Raw genomic sequence first — 25,788 nt, 5'->3', positions numbered from 1 at the left:
TAGTTACTTTTGTCAAATTTATTGTTAAGAAAGATGTTTATAAAGCATAGCTTTTTAAGGGGGGCTAGGGGGGATCGGGCTTAACTCAAAGGTATTGAGTTAAAATCTTGTAGGTTCTGGCTGTGGCGGCTTTAAAATTCCACATCTTCGCGCTCATTTGCGTCTGTTCTGGGAGTATCCAAACCTTTCGCGGCCCAGCGCATTGTTTCAATGTATTTTGCCAGACTCGCCACAGTCGGAGCCTCAAACAAACTGCTGACTGGTAACTCGACTTGCAAAGCGTCCCGAATGCGAGAAATCAACTGAGTTGCTAGCAGGGAATGCCCGCCTAGTTCAAAGAAATTATCGTAGATACTAACTTGCTGTTTGTTCAAAACCTTAGCCCAAATTTTCCCGATCGCGTTTTCGAGATCTGTCCGAGGCGCTACATAATTTTCTGTTATATCCTCGCTATCTGTATCTATCTTAGGTAATACTCGGCGATCGACTTTACCGTTGGGCGTCAGCGGCAGAGACTCCAACACTGCATAAGCTGAAGGCACCATATATGCGGGCAACTTTTCTTTCAAAAATTGGCGCAAGTTACTTGATTTTAGATTTTGACTTTCTGATTTTTCATTGATGCCGTCAGGAATAACATAAGCTACCAAATGTTTATCGTCTGGGATGTCTTCCCTCACAATTACTACTGCTTCGCGCACTTGTGGATGCTGGCACAAAGCCGCTTCAATTTCTCCCAATTCGATGCGGTAGCCGCGAATTTTTACTTGGTTATCAACGCGACCTAAAAACTCTATGTTGCCGTCAACCCGATAGCGACCTAAATCACCTGTTTTATAAAGACGCGAACCAGGTTTATTGCTAAAAGGATTAGGAATGAATGCAGCAGCCGTTAAATCAGGTTGGTTGAGGTAGCCTCGCGCTAGTCCGTCACCGCCGACGTACAATTGACCTATAACACCGATCGCCACCGGCTGCAAATCCGCATCCAGGAGATAAATTTGCGTGTTGGCAAGAGGGCGGCCGATGGGGATAGATGTTGCGGTTTCTGATACGTCTTGCACCTCATAATAAGCCGAAAAAGTTGTATTTTCGGTCGGCCCGTAAACGTGAATTAATTTAGTGGTTGGATTGTGTTTTATAACTTTTTTCACCCATCTTATATCCACCGCTTCTCCGCCAAACAGCAAGCAGCGCAGCGAATTAAAAGCTTGTGGTAAAACTCTAGCAATTTGTTGAAATAAGGCTGTTGTTAAAAACAAAACGGTGATGTTTTGTTGGAGCAGTTCTAAGGCTAAATCATGAGGCGAAAGGGTAATATTTGTGCTAATTCCCACGAGTTGAGCGCCGTTAAGCAAGGCTCCCCAAATCTCGAAGGTGGCTGCATCGAATGAAGCGTTTGATGCTTGGGCAATTTTATCGGTAGGTTCTATTTTTATATAGTTGGTGTTGAGTACCAGCCGATTTACTGCTTTGTGGGTGACAGCAACTCCCTTGGGTTTTCCTGTGGAGCCAGATGTGTAAATAACGTAAGCTAGGTTGTCTGCTGTTATGGTGTTGGCGGGATTTTCTGCACTTTCTTTGGCGATTTGTTCGGAATCGCGATCGCAATAAATCACCGAGTGTGAGAAGTCTCTGAAATTCTCAATCAATTTATCCTGAATTAACAATACTTTAACTTGAGCATCTTCCAGCATCAAGTTTAGCCGATCGCGCGGATAGCTCGGATCTAACGGTAAGTAAGCGCCTCCAGCCTTCAGTATAGCCAACATCCCCACAATTAGGTCGATCGATCGCTCTGCACAAAGCCCCACTAAAACCTCCGCCCCCACGCCCAGTTTTTGTAGGTAGCGCGCCAGTTGGTTGCTGCGACTGTTGAGTTCTCTGTAAGTCAGGTGCTGGCTGTCGAAAGTTAGGGCGACATCCTCCAGATGCTGCAGGGATCGCTCCTCAAATAACTGATGAATGCACTTATTTTGAGGATAATCTGTCCGAGTATCGTTCCATTCTCTGAATAATTGATTCACTTCATCCTCCCTCAATAAAGGTAAGTTAGCGATTCCTTGTTCTGGATTAGCCACAATGCTTTCCAGCAGCGTTTTAAAATGCCTCAGCATCCGGCAGATCGTAACTTCATCAAATAAATCCGTATTGTACACAGCTACGCCTCTCAGGCCTTCCGAATCTTGCCACTGTTCACCGTATCTGCTCCTAAACTTATCGGAAGCTTCCCACAAATGCAGCTCTAAATCAAAGCGGGTTGTTTGAGTCTCTAAATGAAAAGAGCTCAACTTTAATTCGGGCAATTCTAGCTCGTCCACAGGCCCATTTTGCAGGCCGAATACTACCTGAAACAGCGGGTGGCGATTCAACGATCGCTCTGGGTGCAATTCCTCGACTAGCTTCTCAAAAGGCAAATCTTGGTGAGCGTAAGCTCCCAGGGTTACTTCCCGCGCCCGGCCCAAAAAATCTCGAAATGTCGGGTTTCCCGAGCAGTCTGTTCGCAGCACTAAAGTATTGACAAAAAAACCGATTAATGTTTCAATTTCGCTGCGGTTGCGATTGGCGATCGGCGAACCTACAACAATATCTTCTTGTTGCGAGTAACGGTAAAGCAAAGTTTGAAATGCAGCGAGCAATGTCATAAATAAAGTCGCTCCTTCTCGCTGCGAGAGCGCTAAAAGTGCGTCCTTCAGCTTTTTTGGCAGTTCTAAATATTGAGTTTTCCCCCGATAATTTTGCCTAGCTGGTGCAGGGCGATCTGTGGGCAAATTTAACGCCGAAATCCCGTGCAATTGCTGCCGCCAATAAGCTAGCTGAGTTTCTAATACTTCACCTTGCAGCCATTGGCGCTGCCACTCGGCAAAGTCGGCATATTGAAGTGATAATTCTGGTAGGGGAGATGGCTGTTGATTTATCAAAGCTGTATAGATTGCCTCCAGTTCTCGAATTAACACCCCGATCGACCAATCATCGGAAGCTATGTGGTGCATATTTAGCAATAGAATATGCTCGGTTTCTGTCAGCCGCAGGATGGTGATTCGCATCAGCGGCCCGGTGGATAAATTGAAAGGGCAAAGAGATTCTGCTGCGGAGAGTTTTTTTGCTTCTGTTTGCCGTTGTTCTGGCGGCAAATATTGCAAGTCTAATACTTTTAAATTAGTCTTAAAAGCGGGAGAAATTATCTGCACTGGTTGACCTGATACCGCTGCAAAAGTGGTTCGCAAAGTTTCGTGTCGCTGCACTATTTCGTTGAAGGTTTGCTCTAAGGCTGTTAAGTTGAGGGAACCAGTTAAGCGCAGTGCTGTTACTACATTATAGAAAGGGTTTTCCGGTGCGAATTGGTCGAGAAACCATAAGCGCTGCTGGGCAAATGATGCCGGAAAGACAAACACTTCGGCTTCGGAGGAAATATTTAGGTTTTGTCGATCGTTTGTAAAGGAATTGTCATAAATTTCTGATGCCATATCTGTTGCTCTTAGGGGATGGGATGTGTTAATTTTTTGATGGCGCGGGGTGGCTTTTTGACGGTGCGATCGTCTCTTAAAACTTTCGCGAGCAAAAGATCGGAACCTTTAATATAATAAACCTGGGTGCGGGAGTGCGGGAGAAGGGCGGGCAAAAGAAACCGGATTTCTGGCCGCAGGATCAAGTTATCCGTTGAGGGGCTAGGAGTGCCACCCCCCAATCAAATTTAGTCGCAGAAGGGGTCATGAGGCTGGTGATTCGGGTGCAATCGGGTGAGTTAGATGCGATAATTACCGGGAGCAATCCGTGGAGAGGTCAAGCTGTATAGCAATCCTCAATGATTTGTGTAATTCTTGTAGGGGCAAACCCCCCGTGGTTGCCCCGATGCAGGCTGGGGTAGGCACTCTTAGCACTACCCTACATATTTTTACAACTGATGCGAGGATTGCTATAGTATGATTTCTAATTGCACAAAGTGTTCTTGGGGGGATTAAGAGCGGGATAGCTTTGCTTCACGCAATTTTCTCACATTTCTAGCTTAGCGACTACTATTGATTAAACAGTGTTCGCAATCTTTTAGATCAACTCACTATAAACTTGCGACCTGATGCAGGCAAAATACTTAAGAACACTGAACGTGCAGTTTAAATTAGAGGTTATAGGCTAATGGCGCAGCGGAACGTATACTCGTCAAAGGGCGAGCCAGAGGATGCACAATCAGCAGAAGAAGTCCTCCACTCAGTAATGCAAGAACTGGACGCTTTGCATGAAAATGTCAAAGGCCAGTTAAATCAAGACATTACACGGCTGCAAACTGAAAAAAATCACTTGATTGACGATATTGAAGGCCTGAGAGAGCAATATCGCAAATTGCAGTCTCAGCAAATGGAATCTCTGTCTGGGCGATACATTCAGCAGCAGCAATTGTGGCTGAAGCAGTTGGCTCAAGTTTTGGCTCACAATTTGCAGGATTTGTTGGTGCAGCGGTTCAACGAACTCAGCGCTAACTCAGGGAATTCTCTCAGCAGCCCGATTCCCAGCGGCGAGTTCCCGATACCCCTGCCGCCGAGCAACTACGACGAACGAGCTTCGGAGTTGCTGGCGGCGCTGGATGAAAGGATCGATCGCAGTTTCCAGATGCTGGAACAAGATTTAACCAGTTATGAAAGTGAGCTTTCGGTGCGGCTCAACAACATGAAAACCCTGGAACTGCAAGGGGAAGAGCTGTTACAAAATCTCGTAAACCGCATCAGGGAAGAACTCGAATCAGAAGAAGAATATCTTGAGAATCCTTTCGATGCTCAAGATTCCTATGTCGAGGAATCAACTAATTCTCTTAATTCTGTCCGGCCGCAACTTCTGCAGGCAACACCTGTGGAAACGCCGCGAGAACCCGTGCCACAGCCTTCTTCAGCGCCTGCTGCAACCGCTAAAGCACCTTCTCAAGTACAGACAGGTTTGGTGCTGGCTTTGTCTTCGGCGGTGGTATTGTCGCTGTTTAATGTTTGTTTGAGAATTCTGATTAAAAGCAAAAATCCTCGGATGGTTTTTGGGTGGTTTGAATTTCCGGGGGTGGTGACTCCAGGTTTTGGAAATTCTTTGTTGATTTTGTTGATGCGGCTGATCGTGGTGATGGCTTTGATGCCGATATTGGCGACATTTCTGTATCCTTCTGTTTGGAAAGATATTAGACGGTTGTTCGAGTCGGGCGATCGAGCTTTGTGGAGTAAGGTTTTAGGAAGCGCATTTTTTCTGTTTTTGTCTCAGGTTTTGATTTATTTGGCGATCGGCAATATTCCAGCCGGGATTGCGATTACGATTTTCTTTATTTACCCGATCGTCACCGTACTGGGTTCTTGGATATTGTTTGGCGCTCGCCCCACCAGAGTCGGCTTTTTTGCGATATTCGGGATTACCGCAGGTCTGATTTTAGCTGGGTTGCCGAGTTTTGCGGCCCAAGCTCCGGGCGGCGGCAATGTTGGAGTAGGAGTCGCAGCAGCACTGGCTTCTGGGATTACCTTTGCAGGTTACGTATTGCTGACGCAAATGGCGGCGGGCAAGCTGCACCCAATTCCTTTTAGTTTAGTTAATTTCGCCGCTATTTTTGTATTTTCATCCCTGAGTTTGTGGGTGCCACTGTCGGAAAATTTTTCTCCTAAAATCGACCAAAATGTTTGGCCTGGTTTGATTGTGGGAGGCGTTGTTTTAGGGGTGCTGACGCTGTTTAGTTATCTTTTGAATAATTTTGCCATCCGGTTCGCGGGGGCAGCCTTAGCGTCAGTAATTGGCACTTTGGGGCCGGCAATGACTGCACTCTTCGGTTTTCTAATTATCAATGAGAAGTTGCAGCCTGTGGCAATTCTCGGCATGGCTGTGGTGACGTTGAGCGTGGCTGCTATGAGTGTGGAACGCATAGTCGCTCCTCAGAAGAAGGCTAGTTAAGGTAATATTTTTCTTTAACGGTATAGCCTTTCTCAGGTACATGAGCTGCCAACCCAACCTACAGAAGAAAAACTAATACCAATTTTCTGTGAAGCTGCATAGAATAGATCCTTGACCAGAAAAGATTTCAGGCTTCCCATTCTATGCAGCTTCATACATAATTGGTATTAGTTGATACTGTAGGTTGGGTTTCCTTCCTCAATCCAACACAGGGTGTATCCACGATTTTTCATAGAAACCGGTTTTTTTGCCTTAGTCCTAATCTATTCAGTCTAGCTAAAAGCCATGCAAAAATTAACCATAAAATCGACATTTTTACTGTTGTCATTAGTCTTATCTTTAGGACTATCTTTGCCTGCGCGTGCAGATGTGCTGACACCAGGATTTACTAAAGTTTATGCCTGTTTTAAAATTGATAACTTAAATAAATATCCTCAGTATTTATTTATAGCTGTCGTCCGCTCTGTTAACCCGGACCCGACACTCCCATATAGTCATAGAATCCTCAAGCCAAATCTGTGTTTTGGTGACCGCGGATATCGGATGTATAGCCAAGTTTACGCCCTGCCAAAATCAGCGGTTAAACCTGGAGAAATTCTCGCCGAACAACTTAAAAAATTTGATGAAAAAGATCGACGTTTAATTCCATCAAAACTACAAATTGAGCACTCGCGATCTGTCGCCGCCATCTTCGTTGGGGACATTACGGATGTATTGGAAATTGTTTCTATCAGTAACAACAATCTAGAATTAAGGAAGAAAAGCAGTAATTCTCAAATGTTTATTTTGGGGCTTTTAGTGCTTTCCAGCCTCGTCGTAACAGCTATAGTAATTTTTAGATTACGCAAGCTGCCTAAATAGTTTCGCTCTAATGCTATCCGTTCTTGCTATAGCAATCCTTGCACCTCATGGAGACGATGGAAACCTTACCGCCAAGACATAAGTTGGTGCTAATAGCAGCAATTGTGCTTGTGCTAGCCTGCGCTCTGATATCAGTTGCTTTGCCACTAGCAACTTACACGATCGCCCTGGCAATGTTTGGACTAGCTCACGTCATCACCGAATTGCGCTATGTTGATGGTCGTTTTAATTCTCGCCTGGGAAACAACTTACGTTTGGGGATGATTTGGCTCCTGCTGCTAATTGTTAGCTTCCGCACCTGCTTTATGCTGGGCTTGATTTCTAGCTTGCAGATCGCACCTTTAGAATTAACTTGCGTTGCGTGCCTAGCAGGATTAGTCGTTCCTAAACTCGCCTTGCGTAGTTGGCTGTGGGGTGCTTTTGGCATAGCAGTGGTGGCGGGAGTGACGGCAGGCATTGCGATCGCGCCTGCTATGTTGCTGTTGGTTTTTAGTATCTTGCACAACCTAACACCAGTTGGTTTCATCGCCGAAAGACTACGAGGCGAACGGCGACAGCGCGCTTTATGCTGCTGTTTGGTAGTTTTTGTTACCATACCGCTGCTAATTCTTTCCGGCTTGCCACACGCCGCCTTAGCTCAACTTCATCTGCTATCTCCCTCAGTTTCGCTGCTGAAAGCAGGGTCACTTTCCTCTCACTTGGGCGTATTTGTACCTCCAGAGCTGCACGGGGAAGCTATGGGCGACCGAGCTTTCTCTGCAGCCGTGTTCCTTCAGTGTATGCACTATGCGGTTGTTCTCGGCGTACTGCCTCACTGGGATGATGCTGCGAGTTGGGCAAAAGCTCGTACTTTCTTTCCTTGGCAAAGGGGCTGGCTGTTTCGCGGGACAGTTGCTATCTTGGGAACACTTTTATTTGTGGCTTTTACTCAATCTTTTACAGTTACTCGCAGCGTTTACTCGTTGGTAGCTGCTATTCATGCTTGGTTAGAAATTCCCATTTTGTTGCTGGCTATAGTTTGTCCTGCGGAAACAGGGTTCATCGAAGTTAAAGCAGTTGGTAGATAGCCAAGCCGCCGAAGAAAGAGGTGGCATTAGCAATTGCTGACAGAAAAAGTCCTTGCCGCCAGCCTATTTTACCTACTAGCGCGTAGAAAGCCCCTTCCGCGATCGTCACAATGATTTCGATCGATCCTGCTCGTTCTGGAAATCTCAAATAGGGAATCAGCATTTGGGAGCCGATCCAAGCTAGGGGATGAGTTACAAGAGTAGCAATGCCAGCGCAGATTAGCAGCAAGAGCAGCTTTTTGTCAGATATTGGTTCCATAAGCTGTGCTAACAGCAGAACAGTTGGAACTTCAATTGCTAGCGAAATTAATAGTGCTAAATTTTGGGTCATTTCTTCTAGAGTTACAAAGGTGGGCGATTTTTGAAGGCGATAAATAATTGCGCTTGGACTCTGATCACTCAAAACAAACAACCACTCGAAAACCCACAATACTAGCCTTACAATCCGGCTGATATCTGAGGCGACACGCGCTGCGACAATTCGGAGGATGATCGTTCCAAGAACCCCCCCGCAACAACCTCAGCGAAGAGTCCCCGTCAGACTCCCAAACGCTACCATCAGCAGGCGCACCGTTATAATTATTGTGCCAAGAATCCGCGCACCATTCCCAAACATTTCCGTGGAAATCGTACAATCCGAAAGCATTGGGTTTAAAACTGCCAACATCTGTAGTTTGAAACCGATAAACTCCCTTCGGCGCGTCAGCGTAATTAGAATTTCCGTTGTAATTGGCTAACTCGCTGGTAATCGTTTCCCCAAAGTGAAACGGCCCCGTAGTTTTCCCCCGGCAAGCATATTCCCATTCGGCTTCGCTAGGCAAGCGATAACGCTTACCAGTTTTTCGAGAAAGTCGATCGCAAAACTCCACAGCCTCGTACCAAGATACATTTTCTACAGGTCGATTGGCACCTTTAAAACGGGCTGCATCGGGATTGAGAAATATTTTAATTTCCGGCAGCGCCGCAACTGCTGTCCACTGGGTCTGAGTGACTGGAAATTTGCTAATATAGAAAGATCCTAAAGTTACTGGGTGCTGCGGTTTTTCGTCGCTGTCACCCCGATCTTTTGGAGAACCCATGAGGAAAGTCCCGCCAGGAATAGATACCATTTCCAGCAGTGTACTGCTACCAAGATGTTCTTCAAAGAAACGCGCTTGGTGGCTGTTAACATTAGTTGGCTTCCCGCGCTTGTCTACTGTCACCACCTGAAATTCAAACGTGCTTTTGACAGCGGTCATTCTCTGCGCTGCCTTGTTCGGAGGCGGATTGGTGTTAGATTTTTCCCTCGGATTGACAGAGATATTGCTATTAATTTGCCCGCTTTGATTTACCGGACTATGGATAGCAAGTGGCCCTCCCTTTGTCGCAGAAGAATTTAAAGCAAGTGGCCCTCCCTTTGTCACAGAAGAATTTAAAGCAAGTTGTCCTCCCTTGACAAAAGGAGGTTGGGGCGGTAAAGAATAGAGATTTAAAGCTTTGATTACTTCATCAGCAGATTGATATCTATTTTTGAGATAATCTTCAATTAACTTATCTAAAATTTTTGTCAACTCGCTGCTGACTTTTGTGCCGGCTGGCAACCGTTCTCTCCAAATCCAGCCGCCGTTTATCGGGTCATAAAGGTCATCGGAACCGTCAACTTTTGGCAAACATTGAGTTAGCAGTCTCAGGCAAGTTATTCCCAAACTGTACAAATCGCTTCCGGGAAAAACTTGACCGCGCATTTGTTCTACAGGCGAATATCCGGGCGTTCCTACCGTCGTGCCTACTTTGCTCATCAGGGAGCCCGTCACTTGTTTGGAAATGCCGAAATCTATCAAAACTAACTCTCCCCGCCCTCCCCTTCGGAAAGCTGAATTCCGAAAATTTCCCGCCTTTGGCAGGGAGGAGCTAACATAGGTGCGACGCCGCATGATATTCTCAAGTTTGATGTCTCGGTGAATGACATGGCGATCGTGCACAAATTTCAAAATCGGCAGTACATCTGCGAGTAACTGCCAAATTTTTTCTTCGCTAAAAACGCCCTGCTGAGTTAATTCAGCCAGTAAAGTTTGCCCCTCAATCAACTCTTGTACTAAATAAAGTCGCTTGTCTTGCTCAAAATAAGCAATTAATCGAGGAATTTGGGGATGTTCACCAAGTTCGTAAAGTCGTTTCGCTTCTTCCTTAAACAATTGTGCGGCTTTTTCAAGTGCTGAGGTTCCTTGAAATTGGGGTACAAACTGCTTGATTACGCAGGGATCGTCCATGCGATCGGTATCTACCGCTTCATAAGTTCTGCCAAATCCCCCTTCGCCCAACAGTCGAATCACGCGGTAGCGGTTTCTGAATAGAGGCGTGAGGTCGGGTTCGCCGCAACTTTGACAAAATTTAGAGTTGTCGGGATTGAAAGGATTAGAACATCTGGGATTAGAACAGTAGAACATATCTGGGAAGAAATGATCTGGTTAAGGTTATGATATATCTTTTCGGCTTCCTCATGGAAGATTAACAATTAATAATTGGTTATTGACAATTGACCCTAGGGAGGGCATTACCCGCCGCTTGTGTCGCCCCAAGGGGGAAAGTAGAAGGCAGAATTTAAAACGCCAATTAATCCAAAGAAAGCGATTTGAGGGCAAAAAATGCCAGCCCGATAGACCGATTTTAGCAACCCGCTTACCGCTGATATTCGTCTGGGGATCTTGGTAATTGCTTACCACAAAGAATTGGTTTAAAGCCTCTCCCTTTTAGGCGAGAAATTAAAAGAAAACTATTCATTACTCCAATCCTCTTCCTTCTAGGTAGAGGTCGCACTCATCTGTCAACTGTCAACTGTCAACTGAATGAAAGAGGCTAGTATAGTACAACTTGGCGATCGCCCAACCAAAAAGCGATCGCACTCAAAGAACTATCAGACTGGAAACTAAAAAAGCGCTTTCAATCAGCAATTCCATCGCTTCATCGGGGCGTAAGAGTTCTACAAGCTCGATCGCCCTTAAAGGCGAGCGGGGTAATTTCAACCTAAAATGTCATATTTCTGCTGCTATCACCAATTTTGTAGTACCGCTAAATAACTTTATTTTTTAATGCTTTGACTGCTAAAATAAGTAATAAAAATAGACCACAGCATGATACTGACACTATTGTTTCGGTGAAATTTGGTGATATGAATACAATAAATCCCTGCTCTTTAATCAAGGCAGAGAAGCTTGAGACACAAAATGGCATGAGATATAACCTGAATACCTGCCAATGATCTCTTTCGCCTTTACTAGAAGAAACACTTAGCATCAGACCCGTACCGATTACAGCACTTATACCAATTGAATTAATCCAGATCTTAACCGAAGGATCGAAATGAAAACAAACTACTACAACATACCAAATTAGATAGCACCAGAGAATAGCTTTATCTAATTTGATTTCGTAAAGATATTTAATCAACCCTTTCATAGGTCTAAAAAGGCTTTTACCTTTTTAATTTTTTTGATGAATACAACCCGGTGGATTGAATAATTAGGGATGGAGAGCAAAAGAGTTTTCTAACGAGACAAGTTGATACCCCGCATCGGCTGGTGACACAACTGAGATAAAAACCAATGGCTCATCACCGTTGTTGAATACTCCATGTACACATCCGGTATGAGCGACTACAACATCCCCAGCAGCGATCGACTTCGTAGTGCCTGCTTTATCCAAATAGTAGTCTCCCTTCCCGGTTAAAACAGTCCAAGTGTCTTGCCCGTTGGGATGGGTGTGCGCGGGGATTGCCTGACCTGGCTTGATATACCAGGCGACAACGACAGCATCCTTAGATTCGGTAACGATCGAACGAACAGGCTCGACCTCAGTCGGTTGAAAAAATTTAGAACTGCTGAATATCCTAGTTATACTCATCTTTGCATCACTCTTTGAAAAACTTCTCAAGAGCGATCGTCTCACCGATCGCCTACAAAGAACTGTCTCACAGATAACTTTACGGAAAAAAGTTTCCCTGATTTGTCTCGATCACCCCAAAAAAATAAAAAACCCTCAAACTAATTTAAAAATCGTGGTTTGGGGGTTTTCTTCCTAAAACCCGCTCGAATCACAACTTGCAAGCAGCCCGATCGCCCTTGACAAATATCCCACTCTTGGCAGAACAATAAGGATAGAAACTCAGAGAGCGATCGCATTGAATTAAAGGGCGATCGCCCGCAGGTAATTTTGAAGTATTTGGTATTGAGTGTTGCGATCGCTGACGGCACATTAAACAAAGTGAAAAGACTCAATAGAGTCCGTTTCAACTGAGATATTATTGTACCATTCTCGCTCGCACAGGCTTTTCGGCCTCTTCCACAAAAAGTGACTTTTTTTGTGGGCAGTTGCTCTTCTAGCCCGCCCGTGAAAGACTTATTGCAACTGGTGCAAAATATCAGTTCCAATGAGTTGTTGTGATCAAGAGTGCGATCGCTAGCAACCTCAACTGATTGCCTCAATCTTTCACCGCTACATCAGCTCGATCTGAAAATTTTCATCCCTAGAAGTAAAAACTAGGTATTTGTTTTTTTATTGAGTGTAAAAATTGCAATTGTATCACAATAGGATTACCCTTATCTGCTTGTTATGGAAATAGATCGTGTGCCATTTCTGAATCGCCTCCGGCGCACCATGTCCTCTGCGGAAGCTTGGGGGTTTAGTGTGGTTGGATATCTGATGTGGTTTAACTTAGCGCCGTCGATGCAAGCAGATATTGGCTCCGCATCGCTGTTGGTTTGGATTCCTGGTGTTATGGTCGGAATTCTGTTTAACCTTCAAGTTAAGAGTTTGGGTGAGAAATATCCCGATGTATCTGGAGGAACACCAAATTACATCACGCGATTGCTCCATCGTTACCCTGCCCTTTCCCGTTACTTGGGGATTGCCTACTTCTTGGGCTGGGTTTCCTTTCCGCCCATTAATGCGATCGTCATCACAGATTTGATCCAATTTCATTTAGAACCGATGGGGCTGAATATTCCAGAAAAAGTGTTTGAGATCGGTTTTACTGCGATCGCTTACTTTTTAGCATTCAGTGGCACCCGCGCCGTCGCCATTCTGCACCTCTTTTTTGTCTTTCCTTCGATCGGCTTTTTACTCCTCTTCTGCGTTCAGGGTTTAGGCTGGCTTGCCTTTTCGCCCCAAAGCCCCGGACTGTTGCCCAGCAGCATTGATGCCATCAGTGTCCAGGACTGGCTGAAATGGTATTTGTTTGCCGCTTATAGCTTCTATGGCTGTGACACAGCTTCATCCTTTGTAGCAGACAGTCTCCACCCAAAAGACACCCTCAAGGCCCTGTCTTGGGTTGCCTGGTTCATGCCTCTGGTGTTTGTCGGTGGCACTTTAGTGTTGGTGCAGTTGGCAACCGCTTCCGGTTTAGAAGGCAATTTGTACGGCAATTTCTTGGTGGCTGCCAAGCCTTTCTGGGGAGACGCTGCCCCTGTCATAGTCACTTTGCTGGTTGCGGCTAGCTGTTTGTTGGGATCTGCGACTAGCGTTTGTAATACGCCCCGCATCCTTTTCCAACTCGCGCAGGATGGGCTGTTGTCTCCAGTGTTTGGCGCAGTGTCCCGTCGAGGTTCCCTAGAACCCGCGCTGCTGCTAACCTTTATCTGTAGTTTAGGATTTTTAGTCTGGGGCAACACCACTCGAATTGTTGTGGTGTCAGGGGTGAGTTTTTTCATTTCTATCATGGGGTTGCACTTGGGGCTGTGGATGCAGCGCAACGATCCAGTCGTGCGTTGGGGCCGACTATCCTTAGCATTACTGGTGGTGGAGTTCATTTCCCTGGTGGTGGGTGGTGCTGCCTGGGGATGGATGGATTTTGGTCTCGGATTGCTGTTGCCGTTAGTAGTGATCGCGATCGACGCCGCAATTCGGCGGATTCCTTGGGCACCTTTACACTTACCGTGGTGGGATCGACTCCATACCCAGCCAGTTACTCCTCCTAAAAACGAAGATTTTATAGTGTTTCAGGTCGCAATTTTGATGGCGCTGATTTGTGGTACAGCGACGATCAGTTGGCTGATTCGCTCCTGGCTGCGGGTAGAAGCCGGAACCAACAATCCCTATCTGCTGATTATTGTGTTGATGACGCTGGCATTTGTGGGAGTGGCAATTGCTTGCTGGACAAGTCTGCCCCAGGTTGCTGCGATCGAAGAACTAGCAATTTCCTCGATCGCGCAAGCTAAAGAACTGGAGACAACCCTAAACGAACTGAAAAAAGCCCAGATGCAAGTTATCCAAAGCGAAAAAATGTCTAGCTTGGGGCAGTTGGTTGCGGGAATTGCCCATGAAATCAATAACCCGGTCAACTTCATCCACGGTAATCTCACCCACCTGGACGAATATACCCAAAATCTGCTGCAGATGATAGAACTCTATCAACAGCGCCATCCCAGCAACGATCCAGACGTGCAAGCAATGGCAGAGGAAATCGATTTGGAATTCCTCACTGAAGATATCCAAAAGATAATTTCATCTATCAGGGTAGGAACCGAGCGAATTCGCGGTATTGTCCTCTCGTTGCGAAATTTTTCTCGCATGGATGAAGCAGACTTCAAAGATGTTGATATTCATGAGGGAATTGAAAGTACATTGCTGATTTTGCAACACCGGCTCAAAGATAAACCAGAGTGTCCAGGTGTGGTAGTAATCAAAGACTATGGCACTTTGCCGAAGGTGGAATGTTTCCCCGGACAACTAAATCAGGTATTCATGAATATTTTGGTCAATGCCCTGGATGCCCTAGATGAGATGAATACCAAACGCTCCTATCAGGAGCTTAAAGACACCCCGAACCAGATTAGGATTCGGACTTCTGCGATCGACAATCAATGGGTGGAGGTGGCGATCGCTGACAACGGAATCGGTATGCCAGAACCAGTGAAGCAGCGCATTTTTGACCCCTTTTTTACCACCAAAGCGATCGGTAAAGGTACGGGTTTGGGAATGTCGATTAGTTATCAAATCATTACTGAAAAGCATCGCGGTAAAATCAAGTGTTTTTCTACACCTGGCTCAGGTACTGAGTTTGTGATTCAGATACCCATTCGGCAACAGACAATTTCAGCATTCCCGATCGCTGTTGAATCTTAACCACTTCGCGTTCAGTGCAGCCCTTGAACAATCTGAGGCAGTACAATAATCAATCGGGGTGTCAATTACCCCCAACTGCTCGATCTGAAGCCTTCATTCAGTTGACAGTTGACAGTTGACAGATGAGTGCGACCTCTACCTAGAAGGAAGAGGATTGGAGTAATGAATAGTTTTATTTTAATTTCTCGCCTTTAAGGGAGAGGCTTTAAACCAATTTTTTCTGGTAAGCATCTTAGAAGCTCGATCGCCCTTGACAAAGATCGCACTCTTGGCATAACAATAAGGATAGAAACCCGCAAGTGCGATCGCATTGAATTGAAGAGCGATCGCCCGCAGGTAATTTTGAAGTATGGGGTATTGAGTATTGCGATCGCGACCTAACTCTTACCATGACTTGTTCTGCCACTGTCAACTACAAGCTCTGACAATCTTATTTATGGGCGGATTTTTTAAACAGTTTGGACACAGCACCTCTCAAAATGTGCGGTATTAGCTTTGGGCCCGGCAAGAATACAATCCCTAACTGCTGCATTAATCCAAGTGCATCGCCCTGACCCCAATGCTCCGCGATTTTGCCGTTTTCGACTCGATCGATGTGCATAACCGCCAAGCTGATTTGTTTGCCCGTTGGTGGCAAACCTTGAAATTCTCCGAGGTGTGTTGCTGTGAACGTTCCGCACGTCACCACTTTATCACCTGCAACTATGACCTCATCAAAAACGTGTTCACCCTGACTGAAAGCTAGATAAAACGACATCCCGAACTGCTTGAATCCCTCCGCGTCCAATGGCTTTGGCATTCCGGCCATGCGAGCAATAAAATTCGGCGCTAGAAGTTCTAAAGCTTGTGCCATTTTACGATCGTCGAACGCTTTGTAGAACTGGAGAACGATTGCTTTGTTTTGGTCGCTCAGCATACAGAATTTTGTTTTGAACTAAATTGTAACGCAATGATTGCGAGAACTCGATCGAAATATCGAGCCGACTTCAACACGCTGCCTCGACACTTATCTTTAACATAAACTCACTTCACGCAATAATCGATCGCCTTTACTCACGTTCGATCGACCAAATTCATCTTCAAAATAACCGATCGCTGGGAATTCTCTACAAACTGTTTGCCACATTCCTTACAGCGATAGCACTGCTTCCCCCGTCGATAACCGTTTTTGGACAACTGCTCAGATTGACAATGAGGACATTTCATTACTTTCATTACATTACTCGACCGACCTTCCCCCACATACGACTCTAAATACGACACCAACAAATCCTCAATCTGCTGTATTAGTTGTTGGCGATGCTGTCGATCCCGGTTGCGAAGTGCCGACAGAATGACAGCATTACTGCTGTGAACGCAAACCTCCGCTAACAGGCTACATTGCGCCTCCCTCAAGCTGGGATTTCTTTGCTTCAAAAGACTCGCCATAAAGTCAATCGCTTCCTGAGTCATACTTTCATCGATCGACTGGAAAATCTCGCGCGCTATATAAAACTGCACGAACACCACCCGCGATACAGGCTGTTCAAACATCTCTGCAACAGCAGTGACAAGGGTATGGATCATTTCACGCAGCGGTGACTGAATGATTTCCGCTGTGTTCGTCTGCACCCACATAGCCTTAACGCGATCGGCATGACGCAGCTCCATTGCATTAAAAATGGCAGCTTTATCAGGAAAAAACTGATACAGAGAACCGATGGCTGTCCCTGCTTTTGCTGCAATTAGATGAGTAGTCGCCGCTTGATAGCCCACCTCGTCAAACACTGCTGCTGCTGCATCCAAGATTTTTTCGACTCTTTCTTTACCACGCTGCTGTTTCGGTTGGCGGCGCAAATTGCTTGACGAACGCGAGTATTCTGTCATATTCTGGAAAAGCGACAAATCTCTCACAATTTTATGTCTAAAGGAGAACACCATGCAGTCTATGCTTCCCGGTGCACCTTGGCTGTTGACACATAAGTCAATGCTAGCAGTGAACCAGCCTCGCAAAATTTCCCTGCACGGCACCGACTATGTGATGTGGAAAGATATTGCCGGAAGCATCCATGCCTTGCCCAACGCCTGTCCGCACATGGGAGCAATGCTGTCGGAAGGATGGTGCGAAGCCGAAAGCGATCGCACAAGCGGTGTCGTCTGCCCGTTCCATGCCCTGAAGTTTGATGCGGGCGGCTGCACCGTATTGCCCGGCTCGAATAAAAAAACATTGCCCTTACTGAAACCGTTAGATTTGATTATTCAAGATGACTTGATTTGGTCTTATGGGGGATACGAAGCGCAAGTCCCTATTCCCAATGTGCTCAAGGAAATCGCAGAAACTTACTACTTCATCGGGCATACCGCCGATCGCAGTATCGAGACAGATTTGCTGACGATGCTGCTAAATATGCACGACTACAATCATCAAAACGGCACCCACCGAGACTTGTTTAGGATTACCGATGTGGAATTTCATCAATTCATCGATGAAGGACATCAATCCCATGCGTTTTACGATATGCCGACTGCACCTTACAGTTTGGTAGAAAAGCTCAGAAAGCCTGATTTGTGGCTGCTGCCCAGCACCATTAAAGCTCACTTAGAAAATCATTTCCCATCCCTAGTAATTTTTCATGGAGAAATGCCTTTCGGCAAAGCTGCACAGTGTCATATATTCGTACCAGAAGCCGAGAATCGGACGCGGACTTATATTTTGCTGTTCGGTCAAGCGAAGCATCCTATATTTAAGGTGTTGGGGGGGGCGTATCTCAATTTTGGTAAAGTTGTCGTGGATCAAGATGCGGATATTTTAGGGAAAATTTATCCCGACACGCCTCAGAAAATTAAACTCAATAATGAAGTGGGGATGGATTGGGTACGGCGCAATTTTGAAAGCTTTCCTAATGTTAGGGAACCTAATCTTTCAAGGTAGATACTGAAGATGCCTTGAGCGTCATGCCGCGCCGATAGCTTAATCGGTAAATGTTCTTAGATTTTCCATAAAGCCATTCCAGCACTTCTTTTTGTACCTACCTACTGAGTTTTGGGTAACAATTGATTTAACGCACCACACAAGTATCTTTTCACGGTGTCCCTACTTGCACCCACACCACTTGGAATGGTAAAGATCATTTCAACAGTTAATAGGTTGCCGTCCATTGAGGCAAACACATCAATTGGCAAAGCACGCTGAAATGCTGTTGCAGGATTTTCAGCTTTCATGACACCTGTACTTACATCGGTGCTAATAGTCTTGATGCTCTCGCGCGCTAAAATTGGTCGTAATTGGGAAAATGCTCTTTCTATCGATAACCCCTCAACCTGAACACGGGCAGAAAAGGCGGCACCATTCAAAAAGTCCCCTTTTTTTTGAAAGCTTTCTTCGCAGGTTGTGGCAACAGCGGGGGTGGCTAAACACATGAGAGCAAGAGTCAAGAGGAGCGATCGCATATTAGCTGAGGAATGAAGAATGAAACAATCATCAAGATCATGATGAACCATCATAGGATTGTTTAGCAAGTGATGCAAATACCTTCGATGGTTTTTAGCATGAGTTGCAGTCCGGTTAGTATTGGCTGCTATTCTAGCAACTATAGAAACTAGAAGAATTAAGGGTAAAGACTAAAAGATCGATCGCGTTGCTGAATACAGGTATGAATTCAAGATTTCCCAATTGCTATAAGCCAAGTATGGTGAGTTTTGTAACTCCAAGCGAAAAGTTAATTCATACCGTGAATCAGCAACGCCCGCCCAAAGTTTTATCAGAACTCGCATTGGCTGCAAGTGCTGTGTGCGCTCAAGAGTAATGCTAAAAATGTCACTAAATCTAACTATCTGCACGCTTATAATTCATCACCAAATCCAACCGCGATAAAGAACTTGTCGCTGATTCCCGCACATAAGAATCCACCGCTTCATCATTCGCAAATGTGGTGAGAACTTCTACACAACGTCGATCGCCCACAGAAGCAAGAGCATTCACGATCGCCACTTGTACCGCCACATTATCCGTTGTATTCAGCGACTCCACCAAAATCTCAAAAGCAGAAGAACCCATCTGCCCCAAAGCCATCACTGAAGCAATATTAACCACAGGATTCGGATCGTCGATCGCCTTTTTTAATCCCTGCAAGCCCGCTTCAGGAAACGGCAACTCTGGATAATTAATCGCAATTTGTGCCAATACCTTCGCCGCACTTCCTCGCACAGTCACATTATCACTGTTTAACAATGCCTCAACCACCGATGGCACGGCATCTTCACCAATCACGCCCAAGGCTTTTACCGCCGCCCGACGATAGGTGACATCTTCTTGATCTAAAATGCCCACCAGTCGAGAAATTGTATTTTCATCGCGGGAATCGGCAATTTCAAACATTGCCCGATCGCGCAGATGAGGATTCGGGTGTTTTAGTTGTTCAAACAAAGCATCTGTTGTCATGGTTTTGGTGGTTTTATAGCAGTTGACTGTTGACAATTGACAGTTGACAGTTGACCGTTGACAGTTGATATAGCAATCCTAAATGATTTGCGTAATTATTGTAGGGGCAATCCCCCCGTGGTTGCCCCGATAGATAGGGGGTAGGCACGGGGGCACTACCCCTACAAATTTATCTGAATGATTTAGGATTGCTATAGTTGACAGTTGTATGGCGGTTCTCAAGTGTGGTGAGGTATGCCCGATGCTTTTAGGCCCTATGCCCTATGCCCTATTAAGATATTTCGGATGTTACAGAAGTATGAGCATCTACTTTAGCTCTAACCAACCAATCTTGGTCTGCCTCCGCAATTTCATAACCGCTGACATCACCAAGTTTTTCTAGTGCCATTAATGCAGCATACTTCAAATCCCAGATTTTAGTTTCCAGACAGGCTTTCAATTCTGGAATAGCACGTTGTTCTCCCAGTTCCCCCAGGGCGATCGCCGCCGCTGCACGGGATTTCTGAAACTGGGGTTGGGAGTGATGCAAAGCTTCCAATAACAAATCGTAGGCTGGAGAATGTTTTAACCAACCAAACAATTTTACCACATGAAAATGCGCTCCATAGTCATTATTTGCTTCTTCAGCAAAAGCCGCAAATAGGGCGGCTGGTGCCTCCTCTGAGTAATTTTCCAGTATCGTTTTAGCCGCTAAATAGCAACGTCCAAAATCCGTTTCATATAACTGGTGAATCACAAACGGTAAATCTGGTAATTTTTCATAACTATGCACTAAATCTAAATCCGCTGGATAGTCTCTTAAGGTTTGTTCCAAATGCGGTTGAATGCGGGCAAAGGTAAGGGTTTTGTCAGCAATTCCTGCCTCTGCTAACATCCTAATTGCTCTGAGCCGAAAGACTAAAGATACCGGACATCTGGCAATATTGCCAATTGCATCGTAGTAACGCGCATCTATCAAATCCTGAATAGATAATCTGCGCCCAAGGACATTTTTGTGTTGCAACATCGCGACAACTTTTCCCATTTGAGAAAAGTCTCTGGTTAAGCGACAAATTGCGGCGATCGCGGCACTAGCAGTCGGCGGGTCAATATCATCGACAAATCGGCTAATTCTGGCTACGGCCGGCTGATAATCTAATTTAGTTAAGGTGTGGATAATTACCCGGTAGGTTTGTCCCGGTTTATCCAGCAATTGAGCAACTTCTGCTAATATATCGGCATCTTGAGTGCCAATTTCGCCGATCGCCCAAACCGCATTTTCCACCGTGTAGCAGTCATCATCCGCCAGACAAGTGCGAATCACCGGCAATGCTTGCATAGCTTGCAGTCTTCCCAAGGTTTCCACCGATTTGCGGCGCACAATCCGGTTTTCCAGCACCGGATCAGTTTGTTGTACTGCTCGCATCAATGCTGCGATCGATCGATCACTTGAGAAATTGATCAAGTGGGAAGCAGCTATGTAGCGGGAATCCTCTTCGCCGATTTCAGCTTGGGGCGTATCTAAAAGGGCGATCGCCTGGTCTTCCGTTAAATTAAAAAAACTAAAAAAGCGTTTATCCATAAAATTAGCAGTCTGCAATAACTATAATATGATCTGCCTATTAAAACACAATAACAAGCCTAGGAATTCTTTACCCTTACCTCACCAAAATCGGTAAAGCAACGAGCCAAGAGTTCCTAGACTTGTCGGGTACAAACTACCCAGTCACGACATTACAAACCTGTCAGTTAATTAGGACATGGAGTTGATCGTGTAGTCAAGAAGAGCATTGTACTCAGTCAAAGCTTGAGGAGACATATCGCGAGGAGCGCAACCGCGGTTACGAGCAAAGCTCAATGCTTCAACGTAAGGAGCAGTAGGCAAGCCCAAAGCGCGATAAACTTCGCGTTGACCGGCAATACCCCATTCGTCCAGAGGGCCTGTGCCACCAACAACTAAGCTGTATTGGATCAAGCGCAGGTAGTGCTTGATGTCGCGATGGCATTTTGCTTTGAAAGTATCGGTGGAATTAGCTTGACCGGATTCGTTCAAGTAAGGATACTTTTTGATGCAAGCATCATAAGCTTCTTTAGCAACTGCGTCGAGGTTGTTGCCTAGTTTTTCTGCAGCTTCTAAACGAGCAGCAGAGCGTTGGATAGAACCTTGAACTGATTCTAAATCTGAGGTGCTAGGGAAGCGGCCTGCTGCATCAGCAGAGGCGATAGCGGTGGTGAGAACTGATTTCATTTCTTAAATCTCCTAAAGTGATTTTGACAGCGAGCGTAGTTTCAATTTTGCTGAGCGAATTGCGATTAGCAACGGACTAGCTCAGTGCCGAAATGATGCGATCGAAGTAGCTGGAAGATTCGGCAACTAGGCTAGCGCAACGATCTTCTACTACAGGACTACCCATTTTGCGGAGCTTAGCACCAGCAAATTTTTCGCTGGGGTTGTCTTGGATGTGAGCAGCGGCTTGAGCCTTCATGATTTGAACGGCACGCACGGTGGAGGTGGTGGGCACGCCCAAAGCTGCGTAGGTTTCTTTCAAACCATTCAAGCAACGGTCATCAAGAACTGAAGCATCACCGGCCAACAAAGCGTAGGTGACATAGCGCAGAATGATTTCTGCATCGCGCAAGCAAGCAGCCATGCGGCGGTTAGGATAGCAGTTACCACCAGCTTGAATCAAGCCTTGGTTTTCGCAGATCATACCGGCAACAGCATCAGAAACCATGCAGCTAGCGTTGCTGGCGATCGCGTTTACAGCATCCAAGCGTCTGTTGCCGCTGGCAACGAAAGCTCTGAGGGCACTAATATCACCGACGGTGGAGGTGCTGGCATCGGCTGAAACTACAGCTCTTGAAAAAGCGTCAAGCATTGAGTTCTCCTTAACTTAGACGAAAAATTATTTCTGATCTCAGTTGGTCAACTTGGTGACTAACTTAATGGTTTTGAATATATCTCTGGGGTGTTGCCTCTGTCTCATTCCTGAGAAACAAAGTAACAATTTGTTACTTTTGTGGCTAAAAGCACTTTTTTTCGTGGACAGGCGCGCAAAAAGTGGAGTTCTGAAGACAAGAATATTTTGGCTCTTGCCCCTGTACAATGTTTTCCATGAACAATATTAAGCAGTTTGTTGAAAATTCTCTAGGACGGTGGCGATCGCAGCGCAGCGCCCATCATTTGACTTTCAGACACTTTGAAGCTGTGCAGTCAGTTATTGATATCGTTGCTATCTCGCCGGGCGATCGGGCCGTAATTGAGCTCTGCCAATTGTATAAGGTTGACCCATCCCAAGCCGTAATCCCTTTTCAAATGAGTTGGGAGGGTGAGTCAGATTGGGATGAGAATTCTGAGGTTAAGGGGAGTTGTATTCTTGTACCAATCCCCGATCCAAATGTGCCTAATCGTGGTAAGTTATTACGAGATCAAGGTTATGCTGAAACTATCGCCGCAGCAAGTGACTATCACATCACAGAGGATGGAACATTTGTCCTGTTGACTAGCTACGAACACGCCGCAGCAGAAGAAAAAATCTGGTTTGCTAATCCTAATTTACGGTTTCGTGTTTCCCTAATTAAAACCAGTGCCGGAAGTGGGGTAGTAACGGCATCATTTTCCTCAGAGATTCGTTCGCTGTCAGGAAATTAGTGAATTACCAATTGCTATTCATAAACTTTCTTCTACCTTCTTTTTAGCATATGAATTCAGTTAAAAGCAATGATTTAATCACTTTAGCTCAGTGGATGGCTGGGGATTTTAGTAACTATCAACAATCCTTTGAACACCCACAAAAATTTGCCCATATTCGGATATTTTTTCGTCCCTTACCCTTTGAATTTTTCAATGCCATTGGCTTTTACTCTGAACAGGTTTACGATCACGATCTGTGGACTCCCTATCGTCAGGGAGTTCATCGCTTAATTGACCAGGGAGATCAGATTTATATTGAAAATTATAGCCTCGAAGACCCAATACAGTACGCCGGAGCCGCACGAGAATTAAGCATTCTCAAAACTATTAAACCAGATAGTCTGCAACGACGCTATCACTGTTCCATGATTTTTAAAAGAGACGGCAAAATGTTTCGAGGCAGTGTGGAACCTGGAAACCTTTGTCTCATTGAAAAAAGAGGTTGTTCAACCTACCTAGTTAGTGATGTCGAGATTACAGAAACAACTTGGAGTAGCCTCGATCAAGGTCTGGATGTGAATACCCATCAACAGGTTTGGGGGTCGGCTTTTGGCTCTCTACATTTTGAAAAGCGTCAAAGTTTTGCCAATGAGTTACCTCACATATTATAACTTATCGGCTTAATAATTTCAACTCACATTCGCCATATATTACAATCCTTGATTTCGTACTACAGCAAAATTTTTGCAATTCAGAGACTCCGAGCCAATATCTCAACCTCTTTCTGTAGTACAAATAAGCTCCCAGATTAGACCTGATGTTAACTTATGTTAAGTTTTCTAATAGAACGTCTAAGTATGGTAGTTTTTCATGTAATACAATTGTGGAGATTTTTTCAATGGTTTTTGGACCTGCATCTCGACTTGGAGTCAGTTTATTTGAAGAAACACCCCGTTTAGAACTGATGCCAGGACGTTCAGAAGAAGAAGTAGAAACCATTATTCGTGCCGTTTATCGGCAAGTTTTGGGAAATGCTTACGTCATGGAAAGTGAACGAGCGACGATTCCTGAATCCCAATTCAAAAGTGGTGAATTCAGTGTGCGCGAATTTGTCCGCGCTCTGGCAAAATCAGACGCTTACCGCTCTCGCTTTTTTGATACTTGTCCTCGCTATCGGTTTATTGAACTCAATTTCAAACATCTTCTAGGTCGGGCTCCTGATGGCTTAGAAGAAATGAGAGAACATAGCACCATTCTAGATACGGAAGGCTTCGAGGCAGAAATTGATTCTTACCTCGACAGTGATGAATACCAAACTGCCTACGGGGAAAATATCGTTCCCTATTACCGAGGCTACAAAACCCAGCCAGGACAAAATATGGTTGGGTTTACTCATATGTTTGCTCTGTTGCGGGGAGCTTCCAGTAGCGACCTCAAGGGCAGTATCTCTGGAAAAACCCCTGTTCTGAATAAATTCGTGATTCAGCAAACCCCTCTACCCATAGTTCCCCCTTCAGGTGGTGCAGTTGGAGATGGTTGGGCATTCCAAGAGTCTGGTATCAATTCACGTACTCGTGCTGGATTAGGCGCCTCAGCAGAAGGCAAAGTTTATCGCATTACTGTGACTGGATATCGTTCTTCAGCAACGACTGTGATGAACCGAGTCTCTAAATTTCGCTCTAGCAATCAAGCCTATCTCGTACCATTTGATAGGCTCTCGCAAGAATATCAACGCATCCACAAACAAGGCGGCGTAATTTCCAGCATCACTGCTGTCAACTAACAACCGCTCAAACTTCTGCCTTAACGGCTTGGGGAATTATCTCCCTGAGCGTGTTTTTCACAATCCCTAATTCTCTGTTTTGAAGCGTTATTTATTCTTAGGAGAAACTCAATGAGTGTCGTTTTAGATGCGCCAGTAGAACTTTGGGCTACGAGCAGCTCCGATGATAAACAGGCGGTAATTCGCGCTGTTTACAAGCAAGTATTGGGCAATCCCCATGTCATGGAAAGTGAACGCTTGACGATTGCAGAATCCAAGTTGTGCGATGGCACGATAACGGTACGAGAATTTGTCCGCGCTGTGGCTAAATCTGACTTTTATCGCAGTCGGTATTTTGAATCCTGCGCTCCTTACCGCTTTGTCGAGCTAAACTTCAAACATTTGTTGGGTCGCGCTCCTTTAGCTCAAGAAGAACTTTCTGAGCATATTTGTCGGTGTACCCAAGAAGGCTACGAGGCAGAAATTGATTCTTATCTCGATAGTCCAGAATATCAGGAAAAATTTGGCGAGAATACAGTCCCTTATTATAAAGGGGCAAAAAGTCAAGTCGGACAAAAGCAAGTCGGCTATAATCGCACCCTTTCCCTGTATCAAGGTTATGCAGGAGTTGATAGTGCTTTTACCGCTTCTCGCTTAGTAGATTTTGTGGCTGGCAATAGCGGTAACAAGATTACTTTACCAACAACAGGCGGTCGGATCAGTGCTTACAAAGATGCCACCGAAAAGACCTTCAAGATTTTAGTCAAGGGGTCTAAATTTGATAGTCCTCGCCGACTAAGTAACACTGAATATCTTGTATCCGGTGCGAAGATGACTCCGCAAATTCAGCGCATTCATCGTGCAGGTGGCCAAATTGTCAGCATCACAGAAGTTGCTTGAGGCATAGACTGATTCGCGGGTAGAGAAGTAAAGATTTGCTTCTCTACCCTTCTCGGAAACAATCGCGATTTTTATCTTATCTCCATTGCAATTATAAAAGCGATAACGATAGAAACAGATAGTGTTTCTCTGTCTAGATAACAGATTCGTTCGCGTA

22 protein-coding genes are annotated in these 25,788 nt (G+C 45.3%); 9 read left to right on the top strand and 13 right to left on the bottom strand.

Annotated features, from left to right (window positions below; all coding sequences use genetic code 11):
* Positions 1–131: 131 nt before the first annotated feature.
* Positions 132–3,467: an amino acid adenylation domain-containing protein gene (locus QUA58_RS16160; RefSeq protein WP_333394856.1), complete on the bottom strand. Its 3,336-nt coding sequence runs from the start codon at positions 3,465–3,467 to the stop codon at positions 132–134.
* Positions 3,468–4,134: 667 nt separating this feature from the next.
* On the opposite strand from QUA58_RS16160, the gene QUA58_RS16155 reads away from it, so the two are divergent.
* From QUA58_RS16155 to QUA58_RS16145, 3 genes are all read left to right on the top strand, one after another.
* Positions 4,135–5,910, top strand: a complete 1,776-nt coding sequence (locus QUA58_RS16155) for an EamA family transporter (RefSeq protein WP_333394855.1) — start codon at positions 4,135–4,137, stop codon at positions 5,908–5,910.
* A 285-nt stretch (positions 5,911–6,195) separates the two neighbouring features.
* Positions 6,196–6,771 carry a hypothetical protein gene (locus QUA58_RS16150; RefSeq protein WP_333394853.1) on the top strand — a complete coding sequence of 192 codons (576 nt, stop codon included), beginning with the start codon at positions 6,196–6,198 and terminating at the stop codon, positions 6,769–6,771.
* Between the two features lie 56 nt (positions 6,772–6,827).
* Positions 6,828–7,838 (top strand): hypothetical protein, encoded by a 1,011-nt coding sequence (locus QUA58_RS16145; protein WP_333394851.1) that lies wholly within the window; start codon positions 6,828–6,830, stop codon positions 7,836–7,838.
* On the opposite strand, the gene QUA58_RS16140 is transcribed toward QUA58_RS16145, so the two are convergent.
* The 4 genes from QUA58_RS16140 to QUA58_RS16125 form a co-directional block, all read right to left on the bottom strand.
* On the bottom strand, positions 7,819–8,169 hold the full coding sequence (locus QUA58_RS16140; RefSeq protein ID WP_333394849.1) for a hypothetical protein: 351 nt from the start codon (positions 8,167–8,169) through the stop codon (positions 7,819–7,821). The genes QUA58_RS16145 and QUA58_RS16140 overlap by 20 nt on opposite strands.
* Positions 8,170–8,233: 64 nt before the next feature.
* Complete coding sequence (locus QUA58_RS16135; RefSeq protein ID WP_333394847.1) at positions 8,234–10,264, bottom strand: bifunctional serine/threonine-protein kinase/formylglycine-generating enzyme family protein; 2,031 nt, start codon at positions 10,262–10,264, stop codon at positions 8,234–8,236.
* A 1,072-nt stretch (positions 10,265–11,336) separates the two neighbouring features.
* Positions 11,337–11,717, bottom strand: coding sequence for a cupin domain-containing protein (locus tag QUA58_RS16130; RefSeq protein ID WP_333394845.1), 381 nt, complete (start codon positions 11,715–11,717; stop codon positions 11,337–11,339).
* Positions 11,718–11,857: 140 nt separating this feature from the next.
* Positions 11,858–12,298 carry a hypothetical protein gene (locus QUA58_RS16125; protein ID WP_333394843.1) on the bottom strand — a complete coding sequence of 147 codons (441 nt, stop codon included), beginning with the start codon at positions 12,296–12,298 and terminating at the stop codon, positions 11,858–11,860.
* A 127-nt stretch (positions 12,299–12,425) separates the two neighbouring features.
* Here QUA58_RS16125 and QUA58_RS16120 point away from each other — a divergent pair, with 127 nt between their 5' ends.
* The gene (locus QUA58_RS16120) at positions 12,426–14,936 is read left to right on the top strand and encodes an ATP-binding protein (protein WP_333394842.1); all 2,511 of its coding nucleotides are present in this window, start codon (positions 12,426–12,428) and stop codon (positions 14,934–14,936) included.
* A 232-nt stretch (positions 14,937–15,168) separates the two neighbouring features.
* On the opposite strand, the gene QUA58_RS16115 is transcribed toward QUA58_RS16120, so the two are convergent.
* From QUA58_RS16115 to QUA58_RS16100, 3 genes are all read right to left on the bottom strand, one after another.
* Positions 15,169–15,327 (bottom strand): hypothetical protein, encoded by a 159-nt coding sequence (locus QUA58_RS16115; RefSeq protein WP_333394840.1) that lies wholly within the window; start codon positions 15,325–15,327, stop codon positions 15,169–15,171.
* Between the two features lie 39 nt (positions 15,328–15,366).
* Complete coding sequence (locus QUA58_RS16110) at positions 15,367–15,852, bottom strand: ester cyclase (protein ID WP_333394839.1); 486 nt, start codon at positions 15,850–15,852, stop codon at positions 15,367–15,369.
* 137 nt (positions 15,853–15,989) lie between these two features.
* Positions 15,990–16,802 (bottom strand): TetR family transcriptional regulator, encoded by an 813-nt coding sequence (locus QUA58_RS16100; protein WP_445301881.1) that lies wholly within the window; start codon positions 16,800–16,802, stop codon positions 15,990–15,992.
* A 52-nt stretch (positions 16,803–16,854) separates the two neighbouring features.
* On the opposite strand from QUA58_RS16100, the gene QUA58_RS16095 reads away from it, so the two are divergent.
* On the top strand, positions 16,855–17,847 hold the full coding sequence (locus QUA58_RS16095) for a Rieske 2Fe-2S domain-containing protein (RefSeq protein WP_333394837.1): 993 nt from the start codon (positions 16,855–16,857) through the stop codon (positions 17,845–17,847).
* 101 nt (positions 17,848–17,948) lie between these two features.
* Here the strand turns inward: QUA58_RS16095 and QUA58_RS16090 are convergent, their stop codons facing one another.
* The 5 genes from QUA58_RS16090 to cpeB all read right to left on the bottom strand — a co-directional run bounded on the left by QUA58_RS16090 (position 17,949) and on the right by cpeB (position 22,214).
* A complete protein-coding gene (locus QUA58_RS16090) occupies positions 17,949–18,419 on the bottom strand; it encodes a hypothetical protein (protein WP_333394836.1) in 471 nt (156 codons plus the stop codon).
* 322 nt (positions 18,420–18,741) lie between these two features.
* Complete coding sequence (locus QUA58_RS16085) at positions 18,742–19,356, bottom strand: HEAT repeat domain-containing protein (RefSeq protein ID WP_333394834.1); 615 nt, start codon at positions 19,354–19,356, stop codon at positions 18,742–18,744.
* A gap of 271 nt (positions 19,357–19,627) precedes the next feature.
* On the bottom strand, positions 19,628–20,917 hold the full coding sequence (locus tag QUA58_RS16080; protein WP_333394832.1) for a HEAT repeat domain-containing protein: 1,290 nt from the start codon (positions 20,915–20,917) through the stop codon (positions 19,628–19,630).
* A 171-nt stretch (positions 20,918–21,088) separates the two neighbouring features.
* Positions 21,089–21,583: a bleomycin hydrolase gene (locus QUA58_RS16075; RefSeq protein ID WP_333394831.1), complete on the bottom strand. Its 495-nt coding sequence runs from the start codon at positions 21,581–21,583 to the stop codon at positions 21,089–21,091.
* A 76-nt stretch (positions 21,584–21,659) separates the two neighbouring features.
* The gene (gene cpeB, locus QUA58_RS16070) at positions 21,660–22,214 is read right to left on the bottom strand and encodes a C-phycoerythrin subunit beta (protein ID WP_333255245.1); all 555 of its coding nucleotides are present in this window, start codon (positions 22,212–22,214) and stop codon (positions 21,660–21,662) included.
* Positions 22,215–22,450: 236 nt separating this feature from the next.
* On the opposite strand from cpeB, the gene QUA58_RS16065 reads away from it, so the two are divergent.
* The 4 genes from QUA58_RS16065 to QUA58_RS16050 all read left to right on the top strand — a co-directional run bounded on the left by QUA58_RS16065 (position 22,451) and on the right by QUA58_RS16050 (position 25,631).
* On the top strand, positions 22,451–22,987 hold the full coding sequence (locus QUA58_RS16065; protein ID WP_333255243.1) for a phycobiliprotein lyase: 537 nt from the start codon (positions 22,451–22,453) through the stop codon (positions 22,985–22,987).
* A 50-nt stretch (positions 22,988–23,037) separates the two neighbouring features.
* Positions 23,038–23,640 carry a chromophore lyase CpcT/CpeT gene (locus QUA58_RS16060; RefSeq protein ID WP_333394829.1) on the top strand — a complete coding sequence of 201 codons (603 nt, stop codon included), beginning with the start codon at positions 23,038–23,040 and terminating at the stop codon, positions 23,638–23,640.
* Between the two features lie 227 nt (positions 23,641–23,867).
* A complete protein-coding gene (locus tag QUA58_RS16055) occupies positions 23,868–24,752 on the top strand; it encodes a phycobilisome linker polypeptide (protein WP_333394827.1) in 885 nt (294 codons plus the stop codon).
* A gap of 111 nt (positions 24,753–24,863) precedes the next feature.
* On the top strand, positions 24,864–25,631 hold the full coding sequence (locus QUA58_RS16050; RefSeq protein WP_333394826.1) for a phycobilisome rod-core linker polypeptide: 768 nt from the start codon (positions 24,864–24,866) through the stop codon (positions 25,629–25,631).
* Positions 25,632–25,788: the final 157 nt, after the last annotated feature.

Origin of the sequence: Microcoleus sp. N9_A1, assembly GCF_036701795.1 — a bacterium.
Taxonomy (GTDB): domain Bacteria; phylum Cyanobacteriota; class Cyanobacteriia; order Cyanobacteriales; family Microcoleaceae; genus Microcoleus.
The sequence above is the reverse complement of the archived record's forward strand: the minus strand, read 5'-3'. Positions and strand labels throughout refer to the sequence as shown.

Coding starts and splice junctions, on each gene's coding strand:
- QUA58_RS16100 (WP_445301881.1), bottom strand. CDS start 16,802: ATGACAGAATACTCGCGTTCGTCAAGCAATTTGCGCCGCCAACCGAAA.
- QUA58_RS16150 (WP_333394853.1), top strand. CDS start 6,196: ATGCAAAAATTAACCATAAAATCGACATTTTTACTGTTGTCATTAGTC.
- QUA58_RS16155 (WP_333394855.1), top strand. CDS start 4,135: ATGGCGCAGCGGAACGTATACTCGTCAAAGGGCGAGCCAGAGGATGCA.
- QUA58_RS16135 (WP_333394847.1), bottom strand. CDS start 10,264: ATGTTCTACTGTTCTAATCCCAGATGTTCTAATCCTTTCAATCCCGAC.
- QUA58_RS16060 (WP_333394829.1), top strand. CDS start 23,038: ATGAATTCAGTTAAAAGCAATGATTTAATCACTTTAGCTCAGTGGATG.
- QUA58_RS16065 (WP_333255243.1), top strand. CDS start 22,451: ATGAACAATATTAAGCAGTTTGTTGAAAATTCTCTAGGACGGTGGCGA.
- QUA58_RS16050 (WP_333394826.1), top strand. CDS start 24,864: ATGAGTGTCGTTTTAGATGCGCCAGTAGAACTTTGGGCTACGAGCAGC.
- QUA58_RS16075 (WP_333394831.1), bottom strand. CDS start 21,583: ATGAAATCAGTTCTCACCACCGCTATCGCCTCTGCTGATGCAGCAGGC.
- QUA58_RS16160 (WP_333394856.1), bottom strand. CDS start 3,467: ATGGCATCAGAAATTTATGACAATTCCTTTACAAACGATCGACAAAAC.
- QUA58_RS16120 (WP_333394842.1), top strand. CDS start 12,426: ATGGAAATAGATCGTGTGCCATTTCTGAATCGCCTCCGGCGCACCATG.
- QUA58_RS16140 (WP_333394849.1), bottom strand. CDS start 8,169: ATGACCCAAAATTTAGCACTATTAATTTCGCTAGCAATTGAAGTTCCA.
- cpeB (WP_333255245.1), bottom strand. CDS start 22,214: ATGCTTGACGCTTTTTCAAGAGCTGTAGTTTCAGCCGATGCCAGCACC.
- QUA58_RS16110 (WP_333394839.1), bottom strand. CDS start 15,852: ATGCTGAGCGACCAAAACAAAGCAATCGTTCTCCAGTTCTACAAAGCG.
- QUA58_RS16090 (WP_333394836.1), bottom strand. CDS start 18,419: ATGATGGTTCATCATGATCTTGATGATTGTTTCATTCTTCATTCCTCA.
- QUA58_RS16130 (WP_333394845.1), bottom strand. CDS start 11,717: ATGAGTATAACTAGGATATTCAGCAGTTCTAAATTTTTTCAACCGACT.
- QUA58_RS16080 (WP_333394832.1), bottom strand. CDS start 20,917: ATGGATAAACGCTTTTTTAGTTTTTTTAATTTAACGGAAGACCAGGCG.
- QUA58_RS16085 (WP_333394834.1), bottom strand. CDS start 19,356: ATGACAACAGATGCTTTGTTTGAACAACTAAAACACCCGAATCCTCAT.
- QUA58_RS16145 (WP_333394851.1), top strand. CDS start 6,828: ATGGAAACCTTACCGCCAAGACATAAGTTGGTGCTAATAGCAGCAATT.
- QUA58_RS16095 (WP_333394837.1), top strand. CDS start 16,855: ATGCAGTCTATGCTTCCCGGTGCACCTTGGCTGTTGACACATAAGTCA.
- QUA58_RS16055 (WP_333394827.1), top strand. CDS start 23,868: ATGGTTTTTGGACCTGCATCTCGACTTGGAGTCAGTTTATTTGAAGAA.
- QUA58_RS16115 (WP_333394840.1), bottom strand. CDS start 15,327: ATGGTAAGAGTTAGGTCGCGATCGCAATACTCAATACCCCATACTTCA.